Source organism: Polynucleobacter sp. Latsch14-2 (assembly GCF_018881925.1).
Lineage (GTDB): Bacteria > Pseudomonadota > Gammaproteobacteria > Burkholderiales > Burkholderiaceae > Polynucleobacter.
On the sequence record NZ_JACVPL010000006.1, the window covers coordinates 63194 to 80772 of the forward strand.

General features: G+C 45.0%; 19 protein-coding genes. 15 read left to right on the forward strand and 4 right to left on the reverse strand.

What is annotated here, in order from left to right:
• Positions 1–116: 116 nt before the first annotated feature.
• On the forward strand, positions 117–1106 hold the full coding sequence (locus ICN46_RS06960) for a malate dehydrogenase (RefSeq protein ID WP_216206443.1): 990 nt from the start codon (positions 117–119) through the stop codon (positions 1104–1106).
• Between the two features lie 16 nt (positions 1107–1122).
• A complete protein-coding gene (locus ICN46_RS06965; protein ID WP_216206446.1) occupies positions 1123–1488 on the forward strand; it encodes a hypothetical protein in 366 nt (121 codons plus the stop codon).
• 77 nt (positions 1489–1565) lie between these two features.
• Here ICN46_RS06965 and ICN46_RS06970 read toward each other — a convergent pair whose 3' ends face one another.
• Together ICN46_RS06970 and yaaA are read right to left on the reverse strand one after the other, a co-directional pair.
• Complete coding sequence (locus ICN46_RS06970; protein ID WP_216206449.1) at positions 1566–2777, reverse strand: DUF2863 family protein; 1212 nt, start codon at positions 2775–2777, stop codon at positions 1566–1568.
• A gap of 2 nt (positions 2778–2779) precedes the next feature.
• Complete coding sequence (gene yaaA / locus ICN46_RS06975) at positions 2780–3556, reverse strand: peroxide stress protein YaaA (protein WP_216206453.1); 777 nt, start codon at positions 3554–3556, stop codon at positions 2780–2782.
• Positions 3557–3624: 68 nt separating this feature from the next.
• Between yaaA and ICN46_RS06980 the strand changes: the two genes are divergently transcribed.
• From ICN46_RS06980 to ICN46_RS07035, 12 genes are all read left to right on the forward strand, one after another.
• A complete protein-coding gene (locus ICN46_RS06980) occupies positions 3625–4827 on the forward strand; it encodes a pyridoxal phosphate-dependent aminotransferase (protein ID WP_216206456.1) in 1203 nt (400 codons plus the stop codon).
• Positions 4828–4839: 12 nt separating this feature from the next.
• Positions 4840–5574, forward strand: a complete 735-nt coding sequence (locus ICN46_RS06985; RefSeq protein ID WP_216206459.1) for a glutathione binding-like protein — start codon at positions 4840–4842, stop codon at positions 5572–5574.
• A 1-nt stretch (position 5575) separates the two neighbouring features.
• Complete coding sequence (locus ICN46_RS06990) at positions 5576–6430, forward strand: 3-hydroxybutyryl-CoA dehydrogenase (protein ID WP_216206462.1); 855 nt, start codon at positions 5576–5578, stop codon at positions 6428–6430.
• Positions 6431–6469: 39 nt separating this feature from the next.
• Positions 6470–6949: a DUF3429 domain-containing protein gene (locus ICN46_RS06995; RefSeq protein WP_370625492.1), complete on the forward strand. Its 480-nt coding sequence runs from the start codon at positions 6470–6472 to the stop codon at positions 6947–6949.
• Positions 6950–6962: 13 nt separating this feature from the next.
• The gene (locus tag ICN46_RS07000) at positions 6963–8276 is read left to right on the forward strand and encodes a replication-associated recombination protein A (protein WP_216206465.1); all 1314 of its coding nucleotides are present in this window, start codon (positions 6963–6965) and stop codon (positions 8274–8276) included.
• 56 nt (positions 8277–8332) lie between these two features.
• Entirely contained in the window at positions 8333–8908 is a 576-nt protein-coding gene (locus tag ICN46_RS07005; RefSeq protein WP_216206468.1) for a peptidylprolyl isomerase, read from the forward strand.
• A gap of 30 nt (positions 8909–8938) precedes the next feature.
• Positions 8939–10759: a bifunctional chorismate-binding protein/class IV aminotransferase gene (locus ICN46_RS07010; protein WP_216206471.1), complete on the forward strand. Its 1821-nt coding sequence runs from the start codon at positions 8939–8941 to the stop codon at positions 10757–10759.
• Positions 10760–10768: 9 nt separating this feature from the next.
• Positions 10769–11329: an NUDIX hydrolase gene (locus tag ICN46_RS07015; RefSeq protein WP_216206473.1), complete on the forward strand. Its 561-nt coding sequence runs from the start codon at positions 10769–10771 to the stop codon at positions 11327–11329.
• A 12-nt stretch (positions 11330–11341) separates the two neighbouring features.
• A complete protein-coding gene (gene aat, locus ICN46_RS07020; RefSeq protein ID WP_216206475.1) occupies positions 11342–12079 on the forward strand; it encodes a leucyl/phenylalanyl-tRNA--protein transferase in 738 nt (245 codons plus the stop codon).
• Positions 12076–12822 (forward strand): arginyltransferase, encoded by a 747-nt coding sequence (locus tag ICN46_RS07025; protein ID WP_216206479.1) that lies wholly within the window; start codon positions 12076–12078, stop codon positions 12820–12822. The genes aat and ICN46_RS07025 overlap by 4 nt, the downstream gene beginning before the upstream one ends.
• A 9-nt stretch (positions 12823–12831) precedes the next feature.
• Positions 12832–13863, forward strand: coding sequence for a quinone-dependent dihydroorotate dehydrogenase (locus ICN46_RS07030; RefSeq protein ID WP_216206482.1), 1032 nt, complete (start codon positions 12832–12834; stop codon positions 13861–13863).
• A gap of 85 nt (positions 13864–13948) precedes the next feature.
• Positions 13949–14776: an IclR family transcriptional regulator gene (locus tag ICN46_RS07035; protein WP_216206485.1), complete on the forward strand. Its 828-nt coding sequence runs from the start codon at positions 13949–13951 to the stop codon at positions 14774–14776.
• A gap of 28 nt (positions 14777–14804) precedes the next feature.
• On the opposite strand, the gene ICN46_RS07040 is transcribed toward ICN46_RS07035, so the two are convergent.
• Complete coding sequence (locus ICN46_RS07040) at positions 14805–15812, reverse strand: serine hydrolase (RefSeq protein WP_216206488.1); 1008 nt, start codon at positions 15810–15812, stop codon at positions 14805–14807.
• Positions 15813–15918: 106 nt separating this feature from the next.
• Positions 15919–16806, reverse strand: coding sequence for a DMT family transporter (locus tag ICN46_RS07045; RefSeq protein WP_216206490.1), 888 nt, complete (start codon positions 16804–16806; stop codon positions 15919–15921).
• 195 nt (positions 16807–17001) lie between these two features.
• Between ICN46_RS07045 and phaP the strand changes: the two genes are divergently transcribed.
• Complete coding sequence (gene phaP, locus ICN46_RS07050; RefSeq protein ID WP_216206493.1) at positions 17002–17556, forward strand: phasin family protein; 555 nt, start codon at positions 17002–17004, stop codon at positions 17554–17556.
• Positions 17557–17579 lie beyond the last annotated feature (23 nt).

Here is a 17579-nt window from a genome sequence, read left to right on the forward strand (position 1 = left end):
AAGTTCATCACATGTCTTATAGAAGACATAATTCACAGTGTAAATGGAAAAGCCATCCACTTGAATGGATAATAGAAAAGTTTTCATTAATCAACCTCACTCTGGAGTTATTAGTAATGGCAAAAGCCCCAATGCGTGTCGCCGTCACAGGCGCAGCCGGTCAAATCGGATATTCCCTCTTGTTCCGCATCGCCAATGGCGATCTCTTGGGCAAAGATCAGCCCGTGATTCTTCAATTGCTAGAAATTCCCGATGAGAAGGCCCAAAAAGCATTAGCTGGCGTAATGATGGAGCTAGAAGATTGCGCTTTCCCACTTTTGGCCGGCATGAGTGCGCACTCTGATCCGATGACCGCGTTTAAAGACATTGATGTTGCCCTATTGGTAGGCGCACGTCCAAGAGGACCAGGCATGGAGCGCAAAGATTTACTCTCTGCCAATGCCCAGATCTTTACTGCCCAAGGTAAAGCCTTGAATGCTGTAGCTAAACGGACTGTAAAAGTATTGGTGGTTGGTAATCCTGCGAATACCAATGCTTACATCGCTATGAAATCAGCACCAGATTTACCGGCAAAGAATTTCACAGCTATGTTGCGCCTCGATCACAATCGCGCGCTTTCACAATTAGCTAACAAGCTAAATAAACCGGTTGCTGATATTGAGAAGCTAGTTGTTTGGGGTAACCATAGCCCAACCATGTACCCTGACTATCGCTTTGCAACTATCGAAGGCAAGTCAGTAAAGGACAGCATCAATGACGCCGCTTGGAATAAAGATACATTTATTCCAACCGTTGGCAAGCGTGGTGCAGCCATCATCGAAGCGCGTGGCCTATCTTCAGCTGCCTCTGCAGCGAACGCGGCGATCGACCACATTCGCGACTGGGTTCTAGGCACTAACGGCAAATGGGTAACCATGGGAATACCTTCTAAAGGTGAGTATGGCATTCCAGCTGAGGTGATTTATGGCTATCCAGTGGTTTGCGAAAATGGCGAATACAAAATGATTGAGGGCTTGGAAATTGATGAGTTCTCGCGCGAGCGCATGAATCACACCCTAAATGAGTTACTTGAAGAGCAAGCCGGGGTTAAACATCTACTCTCCTAATAAAGGGCTTTTAATCATGAAGCGCGTACTCATTTCTATCGGTCTATTATTTTCATGCCTAGGCAATCTCTATGCCGCCGAGGAAGTCTCTAGTTGGAGCTGTCAAGATAATCGGCAGTTCAAGACTTCTGGTACAGCAGAAAAAATTCAGCTTGTCTGGGAATCTAAAACTTACGAAATGAAGCGCGAAAATTCATTGCCTGGAAGCTTGCGCTACAAGAATCAATCAACTGGGCATGATCTTGTAGTCTTGCAAAATAAAGCAATGCTCTTCAACATTAGGACCGGCACACGTCTGGCAGACTTCTGTCAAACCGCAGAAATGAAGACAGGCAAAATTCCGCATTTGTTCGCAGAAGCGGAGCCTTTTGTGCAGCAGTGAGTGCAGTATCTGCATAAAAAAGCCGAGAATTCTCGGCTTTTTTATTTTTTAAGATTTCCCAAGTGGGCGAAGAGTCATTAATGAAATAAAGGTTGCTGAGTTGGCGCATCGTCAGGCAACTCCGCATGGACTGCCTCGCCAGAGCGATCTGGGAATAAAGGCGCGCCGCAGTCATCACAGAGCTCAGGATCAAACAACATTGCATGCCGGAAAACATCTTCAACCCCGGCCTCATGTAAAGCATCGCAAATTCTTTTGATGGGACTCTCATCATCCGATACGTCGTTGAGCGCATCATTTGCAACACTCTCGCGATCGTACAGAGGCCAAATGACACCATAAATAATTTCGGATGAACCTTTTACGCTAAAAGAAATCCGATATTCATCGGCCTGTTCTTCGCCAAAGGCACCAACTACGCAAGATAGTCCAGCAGGCATGATGCCCAATGTACTTTCTAAATAATTGACTCCAGCACGAATACTCAATGGTCGAACATGTTTATCGGCTAGACGGCAATTTGTGAAATAAGCCTCAGGCAATAGCAATTCAAACTCACATCCGGGCAGCAAGGATCCTACGGGTTCCTTCATAGAGTTTTGCCAACCAATGAGACTGACGCCACGCTCCTGCCTTATAGGGGGCTCCGCTTGCCAACGAAATAACGGTGAGCCAGTCGGGGCGGCAATCGCCGCAATAATAAAACGCGGGTCAGCCAATACCGCAATCGTCTCAGTCATATCACGCAACTCCAACTTAACTTCACCGCCAGCAACTGCAGCATTAGCCAAAGTCTCAGTCAATACGCGGGTTTGGGTGTGTGAATGGGGCATTTGATCGATGCTGTAAAGCCAAGGAATAATTGCCAAACGGCTATCTGTAGAAGCTATCGAAGTCTGCAATGCAAGCGCTGTTGACTCAATTAATTGTACCGGTAATGGACCCGATGGAATTTGATAGCGAGTATGGGCAACAATAGGCATGGCGAGCAACAAGACATCCCATTGCCGCCCGTCAATCTCGACCGTTAGCGATTCAGCCAAGGTTTCTGCGATGTCAGCAAGAACCTCGAATGCCACTGTATTAATACGAAAGGTCTGGTCAAGCGCAGCATCAATCACATTTTGGTTTTGACTCTTTAGCAATCGCAATAATCTTGCGCTTAAACGCCCTTCCCAGAAACGATCTTCGATCTGACTCCCGGAGGCAGCAAGGGAAATGGCATCAGCTACTAAACGCTCGACTTCCGGGGAGCTTCTTTGCGAAGACTTTGTACGATGAATAGCCATAACTATTTCTTCTCCGCTCGACGAAAAACGGGTTTACCAGGTTTTGAATCTGCAGCGAAGTATTTATAGCCGTCCAGATTAAATCCCTTTAAATCAGCAGGATCGCTTATGCGATTATCAACAACATAACGAGCCATCAGACCACGTGCACGCTTGGCATAAAAAGAAATAATTTTGTATTTACCGTCCTTGGCATCCTGAAACACAGGAGAAATCACATCACAATCCAAATTTTTAGGCTGCAGAACTTTAAAATACTCCTCTGAAGCAAGATTGAGCAATACAGGGTGCTTTTGCCCATCTAGAATCTTCTGCAGGGACTTGGTCACCAAATCCCCCCAAAATGCATACAAATCTTTACCATTCGTATTTTTAAAGGATGTACCCATTTCCAGGCGATATGGCTGCATTAAGTCTAGGGGTCGCAAAGCACCATAGAGACCTGACAATATTCGAATATGGTCCTGGGCAAACTCAAGAGCCTTTGGAGTGAGCGTTTTTACATCGAAGCCATCGTAGACATCACCGTCAAAGGCAAAAATCGCGGGTTTACTGTTCTCCGGGGTGAATTTTTTAGACCAGTCCCGATAACGCCCAACATTTAAGGCTGCAAGCTGGTCCGAAAGGCCCATTAGATTAGCCACTTCCTGAGGTGACAACTTCTTCAGTTCGGCAATCAACTTAGCGGATTCTGAGACAAAATCCGGCATGGTACTGGACTTTACCTTGACAGGCGTTTTGTAGTCGAGAGATTTAGCGGGAGAAAGTACGATCAGCATGGCACAATTTAGAAATGTATTGCTCCCATTCTAGCGATTCCTTAACCTAATTGCCGCAAACCCGCTTAATGACTCAAATACCTTCAGTAAGCCCCACTTTTCCAAGCCGATTGCCCAAGGTAGGTACCACTATATTCACGGTAATGTCCGCATTAGCATCCGAACATAAGGCAATTAACTTGGGGCAAGGATTTCCAGATTTCCCATGTGATCGCGCTTTGATTGAGCATGTAAACCAAGCAATGTTGAATGGCCGTAATCAGTACCCCCAGATGATTGGCATTCCAGAATTACGGCACGGGATTCAGGAGAAGATAAAAAGCTTATATGGTCATAAATACGAACTTGACTCAGAGATCACTATTACAGCAGGTGGTACGCAAGGTATTTTGACCGCTGTACTTTGCTGCGTCTCGCCCGGAGATGAAGTGGTCATCATTGAACCTGCTTACGATTCTTACAGACCAGCTATTGATCTGGCAGGCGGAAAAGCCATAGCAGTTTCCTTAGCAACGATCCGTGACGAACATAACCAAGTGAGCTCCTATGAAATTCCATGGGATCAATTAGAAAAAGTGATCAACCCAAAAACACGTTTGATCATGATCAATACACCACACAACCCCACCGGAATGGTTTGGCAAAGATCGGATTTGGATAAGTTGGCTAGCTTGGTCAAAAACACGAATGCGTTAATTCTCAGCGATGAAGTTTATGAGCACATGGTCTATGACGGCGCCCAACACGAAAGCATAGCTAGACATCCGGAGCTTGTTAATAGAAGCTTTCTGGTTTCTAGTTTTGGTAAAACTTATCACGTCACAGGCTGGAAAGTCGGTTACGTTGCCGCGCCAGCAGCCTTAACGAGAGAATTTCGTAAGGTGCATCAGTTCAATGTATTTACAGTGAATACGCCCATGCAGTTTGGTCTGGCAAAGTATTTGGAAGAAGCAGAACACTACCTCAGCCTCCCCCAGTTTTATCAATCCAAGAGAGATTTTTTTAGGGCTGGCCTAAAAGAGACTGGTTTCAAGCTTCTCCCAGTACCAGGAACATATTTTCAATGTGTTGATTACAGCAAGATTCAATCGCCCCAAAGTAAATTAAACGAAGCTGATTTTTGCGCATGGCTGACAACAGAAATTGGTGTTGCAGCCATTCCTGTCTCTGCTTTTTACGAAACCCCCATTGAGTCAGGAGTGGTTCGCTTTTGCTTTGCCAAACAGGAACATACCTTGACCGACGCTTTACACCGACTAAAGAACCTTTAGAAAGATATCAGCATGACTACCAACAAACCCAAAAAAGATCTTATTGATGTATATAGCTGGCCCACACCAAATGGCCACAAGGTTCACATCATGATGGAAGAATGTGGTTATCGTCTCGGTCGTGACTGGATTGCTCATGCAGTCAATATCGGCGCTGGCGACCAGTTCAAGCCTGATTTTCTAAAGATGAGTCCAAATAATAAAATTCCAGCAATCATGGACCCCAATGGTCCGGATGGTAAACCTATCAGCATATTTGAGTCTGGTGCCATCTTGCTGTACTTAGCAGGCAAAACAGGAAAATTTCTGCCACAAACAACTCGTGCAAAATATGAAGTGCTGCAATGGCTAATGTTCCAAATGGGAGGATTAGGCCCCATGCTTGGGCAAAACCATCATTTCAGAACTTATGCACCTGAGAAAATTGAATACGCAGTAAATCGCTATACCAATGAAGCAAAGCGTTTATATGGGGTACTTGATACGCAATTAAAAGATAATCCCTACATAGCGGGTAAACAATATTCCATCGCTGATATTGCGATCTATCCCTGGACAAGAAATTGGAAAAATCAAGGGGTCGACATCAATGAATATCCGCATTTCAAACAATGGTTTGAAAAGGTTGGTGAACGTCCAGCAGTAAAGCGTGGCGTTGAAATATTAACCGCATTACGAAAGCCCTTGCATGACGATAAAGCAAGAGAGCAGTTATTTGGCTCAACTCAGTACCAAAAAAGGAAATAGCATGACTATTCAATCAGTGGGGGTCATTGGCGCAGGAACAATGGGTAATGGCATCGCACAAGTTTGCGCTGTAGCTGGTCTTGATGTCGTCATGGTGGATGTCAATGATGCTGCGCTTGAGCGGGGCTTATCTCAGATTAGCAAAAGCCTAGATCGACTAGTTAAGAAAGAAACCTTGAGTCTTGAAGGTAAAAATGCGGCGCTTAACAGGATAAAAACGAGCACCTCATATGCGGATTTTAAAATCCTACACCTTGTGATTGAGGCGGCAACTGAAAATCAAGCCATTAAAGAAAAGATCTTGAAACAAGTTGATGAAATTGTTAGCAAAGACACAATCATTGCTACCAATACCTCCTCCCTATCCATTACCAAGCTTGCCGCTCTAGATTCAAATCCTGGACGCTTTATCGGCATGCACTTTTTTAACCCGCCACCATTGATGGCTTTGGTTGAGGTGATAAGAGGCTTACAAACTAGTGATGCGACCCATGCCGCCATTATTGAGATGGCTAAACGCATTGGCAAGGAACCTATCACCGTTAAAAATTCACCGGGATTTGTAGTGAACCGCATTCTGCTGCCGATGATCAATGAGGCCTTTTTTGTATTGCATGAAGGTTTAGCCAGCCCAGAAGATATTGATGCCGGGATGAAGCTAGGCTGCAATCAACCTATTGGCCCACTGGCTCTAGCCGATCTCATTGGCTTAGATACCTGCTTAGCGGTGATGGAGGTCTATTTTGAAAACTTCAGTGACTCCAAATATCGGCCATGCCCACTGCTTCGCGAAATGGTAGCTGCCGGCTATTTAGGCCGCAAGACTGGGCGCGGCGTGTATGACTACGATCAATAATCTTTTATCCAACCCTTACTCAGAAAATACTAACTTCTTGTGAATCATTTATCGCCACTCATCCGCAAACTATCCTACGCTGGACTCATACCTTTTATTGCATTGGCACTTATGGTGCAACTAGCGCCAACACCCATTAATTATCTGAGCGCTGAGTCACTCGCAGGCTACGGCGCCATCATCACATCGTTTATGGGGGCTATACATTGGGGCGCCAATCTACACACATTAGGAAACTCCCTCAGCGAAGACCGCTGGCTTGATAGAAATGCTTGGATTTGGGGTGTAATCCCAGCGATTATTTCCTGGATTGCATTGCATATTTATATTCCCGTTGGGCTGCTAATTCTTGCAGCAACTTTGCTTATTCAACGCAATATTGATCAAAATACATATTCATACTATTTTAATAACGAGGAAGCGCGTGTTGAATTCATGACAATACGCAAGCATCTCACTATGGTTGCTGTTATTTGCCTAATTTGGGCTGCTATCGTCATCCTTTTTATACAGACGTAAGCCTCTACTCGCGATGCCTTCTCTTTTTGATAGCACCCCCTCGCCACCCTTAGCAGAAGCTTTGCGCCCAAAACAAATTGCAGAAGTCATTGGACAAACCCATCTACTGGCAGCGGGAAAGCCCCTAAACCTCGCTTTTGCATCAGGTCAACCCCATTCAATGATTTTATGGGGGCCTCCCGGTGTTGGTAAAACAACTTTGGCGCGCTTATCCGCACAAGCCTTCGATCGTGAGTTCATAGCCATTTCAGCCGTGTTGGCCGGGGTTAAGGAAATTCGGGAGGCGATTAACCATGCGCAGCAAAATATGGCCCAGTATGGACGCCAGACAATTTTGTTTGTTGATGAGATACACCGGTTTAACAAAAGTCAACAAGACGCTTTGCTTCCTCATGTGGAGTCGGGTCTTTTTACCTTTATTGGTGCCACCACCGAAAATCCTTCATTCGAAGTGAACTCCGCATTGCTTTCACGCGCACAAGTATATGTTCTGAAGTCGCTCAGTATGGAAGAGTTGCGACAACTTTTTGAGCGAGCTCATCAGCATGCACTTCCTCGGGTTGAATTTGATGATGACGCAATTAACGCCTTGATCAGCAATGCAGATGGCGATGCGCGTCGCCTCCTAAACTTAGTTGAGCAAATATCCAATGCAGTTGCTGGGGCAAACGTAGCCATCACAAAGGTCGATCAAGCATTTCTTGAAAATGCCATTACAGTTCATGCAAGACGTTTCGATAAAAGCGGCGATTACTTTTATGATCAGATTTCTGCACTCCATAAATCGGTGAGAGGGTCCAATCCAGATGCCTCTCTCTACTGGTTGTGCAGAATGCTAGATGGCGGCGCTGACCCCAGATATCTAGCTCGAAGAATTATTCGCATGGCGTGGGAAGATATTGGGCTTGCTGACCCAAGAGCGATTCAACTAGCAAATGATGCAGCTCAAACTTATGAGCGCCTTGGCTCACCCGAAGGAGAGCTTGCCCTTGGCCAAGCCGTCATTTATCTATCAGTAGCATCAAAGAGTAATGCAAGCTACAAAGCATTTAATGCGGCCCGCGCCTATGTGGCGAATGACCAAAGCAAGCCCGTCCCAAACCACTTACGTAATGCCCCTACTAAGCTCATGAAAGAATTGGGTCATGGTAAGGAATATCGTTATGCCCACGATGAAACACATGGTTATGCGGCAGGCGAGAATTATTTACCAGAGGGTATGACTGAACCACATTGGTATCAGCCAGTTGAACGCGGCTTAGAAACACAAATTGCGGAAAAGATGGCCTTCTTGAGAAAATTAGATCAAGATGCCAAGAAAAAATAATTCATAACTATCCTACTGATTTTTCAATATATTCTCATTTTTACCAAGGAAATAATATGCGCAAATTAATCACAAGCCTTCTCATTGCAACAAGTTGCTTCACTACTAGTCTTGCATTCGCTGGGCCTAAAGTTGAATTCAAAACCAATATGGGCAACTTTACTGTGGAAGTAGATACAGATAAAGCCCCCAAAACGTCTGCCAATTTTCTAAACTATGTCAAAACTGGTTTTTATAATGGCACTATTTTTCATAGAGTCATTGATGGTTTTATGATCCAAGGTGGCGGATTCACTCAAGACTTAAATCAAAAACCAACCGATGCTCCAGTGGCATCGGAGGCACAAAATGGCTTGAAGAACCTGACTTACAGCATTGCTATGGCCCGCACCTCTGACCCAGATTCAGCAACAGCTCAATTTTTCATCAACGTTAAAGATAATCAGGGTTTAGATTATCCCAATGCAATGGGCAATGGCTACACTGTATTTGGTAAGGTGATTTCAGGCAATCAAACCATTGATGCGATTCGTAAGGTGCCGACTATGGTGGCCCCAACACCAAGAATGGGTCGCATGTCAGACGTACCTAGTAAACTTGTCATTATTGAATCAGCCACCATTCTTAAGTAAGCAATCGTTCTGGTCGACCGAGGTTTCTCAATGATTTTGTTAGATGACGCTTACAGTACATCTCACAATGCCTCGAGTCGTCTATACCAAGATCCGCTATATTCCTGGTGCGTTAAGCCAAAGGCCGATGACATCCAAACGCTACTCAATGTAGAGTTGTGTCTAAAAGAAATCTCGCAAGCTCTTGACCGTGGAGAGTTTGTGGTCGCGACTTTTGCATATGAACTAGGTCATGTATTTCAGCAGATTCCAACAAGAAGCACTAGCCATCCCATTATTCAGGCATGGTCTTTTGCTTCCTATCGAGCGCTTTCTAAAGACCAGGTTGATGATTTAATCTCCAATCAACTAACGGCCCTCGATTGCACTGACAACATTGCAGGAATTATGGACCTCAATGAGTCACTCAATAAAGCCCAATTTAATCAGGATATTGAGCGTATCCAAGAATATATTCGTAGTGGCGATACTTATCAAATCAACCATACCTATCGAGTCAAAGGGAAGATCTACGGCGCCCCACTAAAGATATATTCCCAATTGCGCAAACGTCAGCCGGGTCAATTTGGGGCCTACATAGATAACGCCCCCCAATTTTTACTCTCTCAGTCTCCCGAGCTATTCGTGCAGCGCCATGGTGACCTTATTACAGCAAGGCCCATGAAAGGCACTGCCAGTGCCCTAAATTGCTCAGCCAGAGAACTTTCAGAAGATCCTAAAAATCGAGCTGAAAACGTGATGATTGTTGATTTACTGCGCAATGATCTTAGTCGCATTGCAATCCCTGGGTCAGTCAATACGCCAAGCCTCTTTGCAGTTGCACAGCATGGCGATGTTTTGCAGATGACATCGACCGTGCATGCAAAATTGAAGTCAGGCACTACATTTATAGATGTATTAAAGTCTGTTTTTCCATGTGGATCAGTAACTGGCGCACCAAAAAAACGCAGCATGCAGATCATCCAGGGGCTTGAGCCTGAGGATCGCGGGTATTACTGCGGCGCCCTTGGTTGGCTTGACCCTGGTGGCGACTTCGCTTTGAGCGTACCTATTCGCACTATCGAAGTAGAAGAGGACGCTGGCACTAAGGATTCATGTTTTACCTTGGGAGTTGGCGCTGGAATTACGATTGATTCATCGCCTGCTCAAGAGTGGGAAGAGTGTCTTATTAAATCTTCGTTTTTAACCTCACTCCCAAGCGGTGTTGGTTTATTTGAAACAATTCGCGTGAAGAATCGACAATCACAATTACTGAATGCGCATCTCAGCCGACTGCAAAAATCAGCAAAATCATTAGGAATACCGCTTCATGAAGATGAACTTAGAGACATCATTGCCAGAACTTGCATGTCACTTAATTTGGATGAAGAGCACCGCCTACGAGTTGATTTGACTCAAGATGGGAAATTGTCCTGCACTGTAGGAGACATAGATCCACTACCGGAACGTGTAAAACTATATTGGGCAAAAGACCTTTTAAAGGATTCGGGGAATGTAGTAATGCAATCGAACAATCCTTTATTGGGTCATAAAACCACGCATAGAAAACTATATGACGAGGCTTGGAAGGCAGCGGAAATAAGGGGTGGCTTTGATGCTCTCTTTACCAATGAGCGAGGTCATGTGACTGAAGGTGGAAGAGCTAGTATTTTTATCAAAGATAACAAATCTGATAAATGGTTAACGCCCCCACTATCTGCAGGCGTTCTTCCTGGAGTAATGCGCGACAGCATTATTGCAAATCCGCAATGGAATGCCCATGAGGCAAACCTAACTATTAGCGATGTACTCAATGCAAAAGAGATTATGCTAACTAATGCCTTACGGGGCACGATACTGGCATATTTTTAGAAAGTGTTTATGAAGTTTTGCCCCCATTGCGCCTCACCGATCACGATCCGAGTACCGGCAGATGACACGCGCGAGCGTCATGTATGCGACTCTTGTGGCAGCATCCATTACCAAAACCCACGGAATGTGGTTGGCAGTATTCCAGTTTTCCGCGATCAAGTTTTACTTTGTCGCCGCGCCATAGAACCTAGATATGGTTATTGGACCTTGCCGGCTGGATTTATGGAACTTGGTGAAAGTACTGCCGCTGGCGCTGCAAGAGAGACTCTTGAAGAAGCTGGGGCAGTCGTTGAGATTGGAACTTTATACTCACTCCTTAATGTGCCGCATGCAGAACAGGTGCACCTGTTTTATCTAGCAAACATGACCAGCCCACATTTTGAGGCTGGCGAAGAGAGTCTTGAAGTGGCGCTATTTAATGAGCGAGACATCCCTTGGTCGGAATTGGCTTTTCCGACAGTGAAGCAAACACTTGAATGGTTTTTTGCGGATCGGGCTGCAGGGTTACTTCAGGGGTCAATAGAACTCAATGTTCGCGCTCGAGATATTTCTCGTAACGAAAAGATTTAAATCTCAGAAGTCATGCGTCAAATACATTGGCTGGGATTGGGCGAAGCTTTTCCGAACCCCCTTTATACGCCAGATCCAGATCCAAGCGTTCCTGGTCTCATTGCTGTAAGTGAAAAAATTTACCCCGGTCAACTTGCTGCCGCCTATCAACTGGGAATTTTTCCTTGGTACTCAGATAATCAACCAGTGCTTTGGTGGTCACCAGATCCTCGGATGATTTTAAAACCCCATAACTTTAAATGTAGCGACTCACTCAAAAAAACAATACGGCATTTTTGTAATGAACCAAGCTCTCAAGTTCAGGTTGATGCCGACTTTGGTGCAGTTGTTAGAGCATGCGCTACTAGTAAGCGTAAAAATCAGGATGGCACTTGGATCACCCATGAAATTATGGATGCCTATACTCAACTACATGATCAAGGTCATGCACATAGCATTGCCATCTTAGAGCAGAATCAGCTTGTTGGAGGTCTTTATTGCGTCTCTTTTGGTGGCATGGTTTTTGGTGAATCCATGTTTAGCCGTCAAACGAATGCATCAAAACTTGCATTGGCAGCTTTAGTTGCGTGGTGCGGACAGCATCAAGTTGCCATGATTGATTGCCAACAAGAGACTGCGCACCTGAGCTCCCTAGGCGCCACACCCATTTCTAGGCAAGAATTTCTAGAGCAACTGCAGACCTCATTAAATCAAACTAATATAGAGATATGTTGGGATTTTGAAAAAGATATCTTGAAACATTGGCTATGACACAACTCAAAGAACTACCGCTTACTGCCTTGCAGTTTTATGCAACTGCACCCTACCCCTGTAGCTATTTACCGGGAAAAACGGCTCGTTCTCAAGTTGCTACGCCATCACACCTCATTCATGCTGATATCTATGGTGAATTAGTAAATGCAGGCTTTCGTCGGAGCGGCTTATATACCTACCGCCCTTATTGTGACGAATGTAGGGCTTGCATCGCAACAAGAGTATTAGCAGCTCAATTTAAACCTAGCCGCAGCCAACGCCGCGCCTTTAAAAAACATGGCAATCTAGAGGCACATGTTTTGAAATTGGGTTATCAAGAAGAGCATTACCAGCTTTACCAGCGCTATCAAAATGATAGGCACGCTGGCGGAGAAATGGATCATGACGATCAAGATCAGTACATGCAATTTTTATTGCAAAGCCGGGTTAACTCGAGAATTGTTGAATTTAGAGATAGTGCGAATGGCTCTCACCCGGGTAGACTGCGTATGGTCAGCATGATAGATATCCTTGAGCAGGGCATTTCATCGGTTTACACTTTTTTTGATACTCAAGAGAATTCAGCCAGTTATGGCAGTTACAGCATTCTGTGGCAGATCCAGCAAGCTCTTGAACTTAAGCTTGCATACGTATATCTTGGCTACTATATTCAAGATAGCGAAAAGATGTCCTACAAATCCAAATATCGACCTATTGAGGGCTTGGTAAATGACCACTGGCAAGAGATTGCTGAGTCATAATAACTACCCATGATCAACAGCTATTCCTTTTTGCGCCCCTGGCTATTCTGCTTAGACCCCGAACGAGCCCATGAGCTTACCTTGAGTAATTTAGATCGCGCCTATCGTTGGGGGCTACTAGATTGCTTTATCACTCAACCTGCACCTAACCCTCTAACTATATGCGGCATCACCTTCCCAAACCCAATTGGACTAGCTGCTGGCTTAGACAAGGATGGTAAGCATATTGATGCTTTGGGAGCCTTAGGCTTTGGCTTTTTAGAAATTGGTACGGTAACCCCTCGGCCGCAGCCTGGGAACCCCAAGCCAAGAATGTTTCGTTTGCCTGAGGCAGATGCACTGATCAATCGCATGGGTTTTAATAATGATGGCGTAGAGGCATGTGTAGCACGCGTTCGCCGCTCTCAGTATTGGCAAAATGGTGGCATTGTGGGTTTAAATATTGGAAAAAATGCTAGTACCCCCATTGAAAATGCTGCCCAAGACTATGTCCTATCAATGAATGCAGTTTATGAAATTGCCTCGTATATTACAGTCAACATCTCATCCCCAAATACCCAGAATCTTCGCGCATTACAAGGCGAAGAAATGCTGCGCACCCTATTGGGTAGCCTAGATCTCGCCAGAAAAGAACTTAGCAATCGCTATGGTGTTCGCAAGCCGCTCTTTTTAAAGATTGCGCCAGATCTAGACCCGGCGGATATCAATCTTATTGCCGACCTCCTTTTGGAATTTGGCATGGATGGCATTATTGCCACAAACACCACTACAGACCGTGCTGCTGTTGCTAACTTGGAGCATGGGAAAGAAGCTGGTGGCTTATCTGGCGCTCCTGTAAAAGATGCTTCAACTGCTGTGATTAAAACCCTAAAAGCCCGCCTCGGCGAGCAGTTGCCCATTATTGGTGTTGGCGGTATTTTATCTGGCGAGGACGCTCAGGAAAAAATTGCTGCGGGTGCTAACTTGGTCCAACTCTATAGCGGACTAATCTATAAAGGTCCGGCGCTGATTTCAGACTGCGCTAAAGCTCTGCGCGACTAACTTAGTTCAATGTACTGGGTAATATGCCCCAAAATGGGATTTCATAATATGCAATACCGCCCAGATAGTCGCTACAATTGCAAGAATGAACTCGAGCAAATTATTAAAAACTCAAAAAGTACCTGGCGAGGCTGGTAAAACAGCGATTCAGGTACTCGAGCGCATGATGAATTTGCTCGATGCTCTGGCTGAACATGAAGAATCTAGCAGCCTTAAGGTTTTAGCAGAACAAACAGGCCTACACCCCTCTACAGCCCATCGAATCTTAAATGATATGGTGGCTTGTCGAATGGTCGAACGTGGCGATGGGGGCACTTATAGACTTGGTTTGCGACTATTAGAGCTTGGTAATTTAGTCAAAGCCAGACTTTCTGTTCGAGAGGCCGCACAAGTGCCAATGCGTGCACTCCACAAACTTACTGGTGAAACGATTAATCTTTCAGTACGACAGGGAGATGAAATCGTTTATGTCGATCGCGCCTATAGTGAGCGCTCAGGCATGCAAGTTGTAAGAGCGATTGGTGGACGCGCGCCTTTACACCTGACCTCCGTAGGAAAGTTATTCTTAGCTAGTGATGATGCTGGCCAAGTACGTGCCTACGTTACACGAACGGGCTTGTCTGGCCACACAAGAAATAGCATTACTGATTTAACCCGACTAGAAGCCGAACTCAATCAAGTCCGACAGCTTGGTAATGCCAAAGATAATGAAGAGCTTGAGCTTGGCGTAAGTTGCCTTGCCGCCGCGATTTTGGATGACACTGGAAAATTGGTTGCCGGCCTCTCCTTGAGTGCGCCAACGGATCGGATTCATGCGGATTGGTTGCGAGCCTTGCAAGATACGGCGCTACAAATTTCTAAAGGCATGGGATATAAACCCAAAAGTACAGAACCTAGTAGCAGCAAAGACTAATTTCTGATTCTAAATATTAGGATGCACCCTACATCAATCGTCGAATAGGCTTAGGCTCGCCTGGTGGCATGCGCTCATACCAATCGCGCACCCTAACGGCATCAGCAAAACGAGATTGAGTCCCAACCGAGTCCAGGAAAACAAGTAGCAATGGCGTGTTGTTGACCCTAGCCTGCATCACTAAACATCTACCGGCAGCATTGATAAATCCTGTTTTTTGCAATCCAATATCCATATCGCCAGCGCGCACTAAACGATTCGTATTCAGAAACTTCTGCGGGCGATTGCGAATCACCATTGTGAATTCAGGCCAAGTAGAAAATTCACGGATGGATTTGTACTGGTAAGCAGCGCTAAGCATGCGCGTTAAGTCCTCTGCTGAAGCGACATTCTCACTTGTTAATCCGGTCGGGTCCGAAAAGTGGGTGTGATCCATACCAAGTTCTTTGGCCTTATGGTTCATAGCGGCGATAAAACTTGGCAGCCCTCCTGGATAATTTCTCGCCAAAGTATATGCTGCGCGATTTTCAGAATTCATCAAAGCAAGATGCAATGCATCCTCGCGGGTTAATGCGGTGCCCTCCGCTAAACGTGAATGTCGATAGATGCGCGCATCCTCTTCGTTTATGACGAGCGTCTCGTCCATAGGTAACCTGGCATCCAATACCACCATTGCTGTCATTAATTTGGAAATAGATGCAATAGGCAAGCTAACTGAAGGATTTTTTTCGTAATAAATATCCTTAGTGTCTTGGTTCATCACCATCACTACGCTCGACTTTAAACTTAACTCATCGTGCTGACCGCGCAAACCAAGTGCAGTGGCAAACGAAGGTCTTGCATCAACAATTGGGGTAGTCGGACGGGTTACGGTAATGCGTACCGTTTTGGGTTTTTTGGGCGCTTTTGCTACGGATTTACTGCTGACCTTTGCGGCCTTAGGCGCTTTATCCTTGGATGCAGATTGGGCATAAATTGCGGGGCTTGCCATCAATAGACATGTTAAGGCACAGAGCCAAGATTGATTCAAGCGCATCCCCAAAAACCTTCCAAAACTTTTGACATACGGAATGATAATTACTTTCGCGATCAAAGGCAGAATTATTCGCCCCATTTTGATCAATTAAGCCGGTGGACTCCCACTATTCAGCAATGGTTGCCACCGAGTTTGCTTGGCGAGCGTTTACCAAAACCACACCCGTCATGGTCAGGGCAAGCCCAGCCGCCATCATCACATTAAATGGCTCATCAAACAAGAGCCAAGCCATAAGTGCCGTGGTTGGTGGCGTTAGATAAAGTAAGCTGGTTACCTTAGTTGCTGCGCCCTTGCGAATCATCATGAACAAAAGGCTAATCGACCCAATGGATAAGGGAAAAATAGCCCAGAGCAAAGCGCCAATTACAGGAACATTCCAAACCATTACGCCAGACTCAAAGAAATACATACAGGCAAAACAGAGTATTGCGGAAGCCCCAAATTGAATAGATGAACCAGCACGAAGATCAAAAACGGGGCAATATTTTTTTTGATACAAAGTACCAAAGGTGATGGATAGTAAGGCAGCAAAAGCCAAGATATAGCTCAGAATAGGTATATGGGCAAAGCTAATTTTTTCCAAAACAACCAAAGCAACACCCGCAAAACCAAAACCCAATCCTATCCATTGCCTTGGCGAAACCTTTTCTGAAACCCATGCTGCAAACCAGGCGGTAATGATGGGCTGCAAACCAACAATGATGGCAACTAGTCCAGCAGCCATCCCTAGGCGAACTGCAAACCATACACCAAGAAGATAGCCAAACTGTAATAAAAGTCCTGCAATCGCAATGTGGGCTATTTGAGTTCTACTTGGCCAGTCGATTTTCCATACAAGACTTAATGCCGCCATCGCCATAAGAACACCAGCAAAACGCCAAAATAGAAAGGTTGCTGGTTCTACATAAGGCATAGCCATACGCGCAATCACGAACCCAGTACTCCAAATCAGCACAAATATGGGGGCAATACAGGTTTCTAGTTTTAATTGCATAAGTAACTTGCTGAATATATTGAATTTTTTTAACTTTGTAGGTGATTTTAGGCTGTTTCTTGTCTACTAGCCCCTAGTGGCGGGACTTATTTTATATTGCATTGCAACATAATATGGTTATAATATCTAAAGTTGATATTAGATATCTAAAGCCTCATAGTGAGGAACAAACGAGTCCAAGCGAAAGGGATTGAAATGAACTTAACACCAGAACAAATAGCAGCAGCACAAAAAGCGAATTTAGAAACCTTGAGCGGACTCACCAATCAGGCACTTCAAAGTATTGAGAAATTGGTAGAGCTAAATATGCACATTGCCAAACAAAGTCTTGGCGACAGTATGACCAACGCCAAAAAAGCTTTAGAGGTAAAAGATATTCAACAACTTCTCGCCCATCAGGCTGAAGCGGTTCAACCAATGGCTGAAAAGATTATGGCCTACAGTCGTCACTTATATGAGTTAGCACATGAAACGCAAGCTAGCTTCACAAAGTCAGCAGAAAAAGAGTTGCAGGCTGGTCAGAAAAAAATGAATGCTTTAGTTGAAGACTGGACCAAGAATGCCCCCGCAGGCTCTGATGCTGCTGTTCAAGCTATGAAGCAAGCGATTGCCTCAGCTAGCAATGTATTTGAGACTAGTCAGAAGGCTATCAAGCAAGCTGTCGAAGTTGCTCAAAGCAATCTCAGCAGTGCAACCGATACAGTCATGAAGGCTGCAGATACGGCGAGCAAAGCTGCTAAGAAGAAATAACTTCTAATGATTTGCTAGTATTG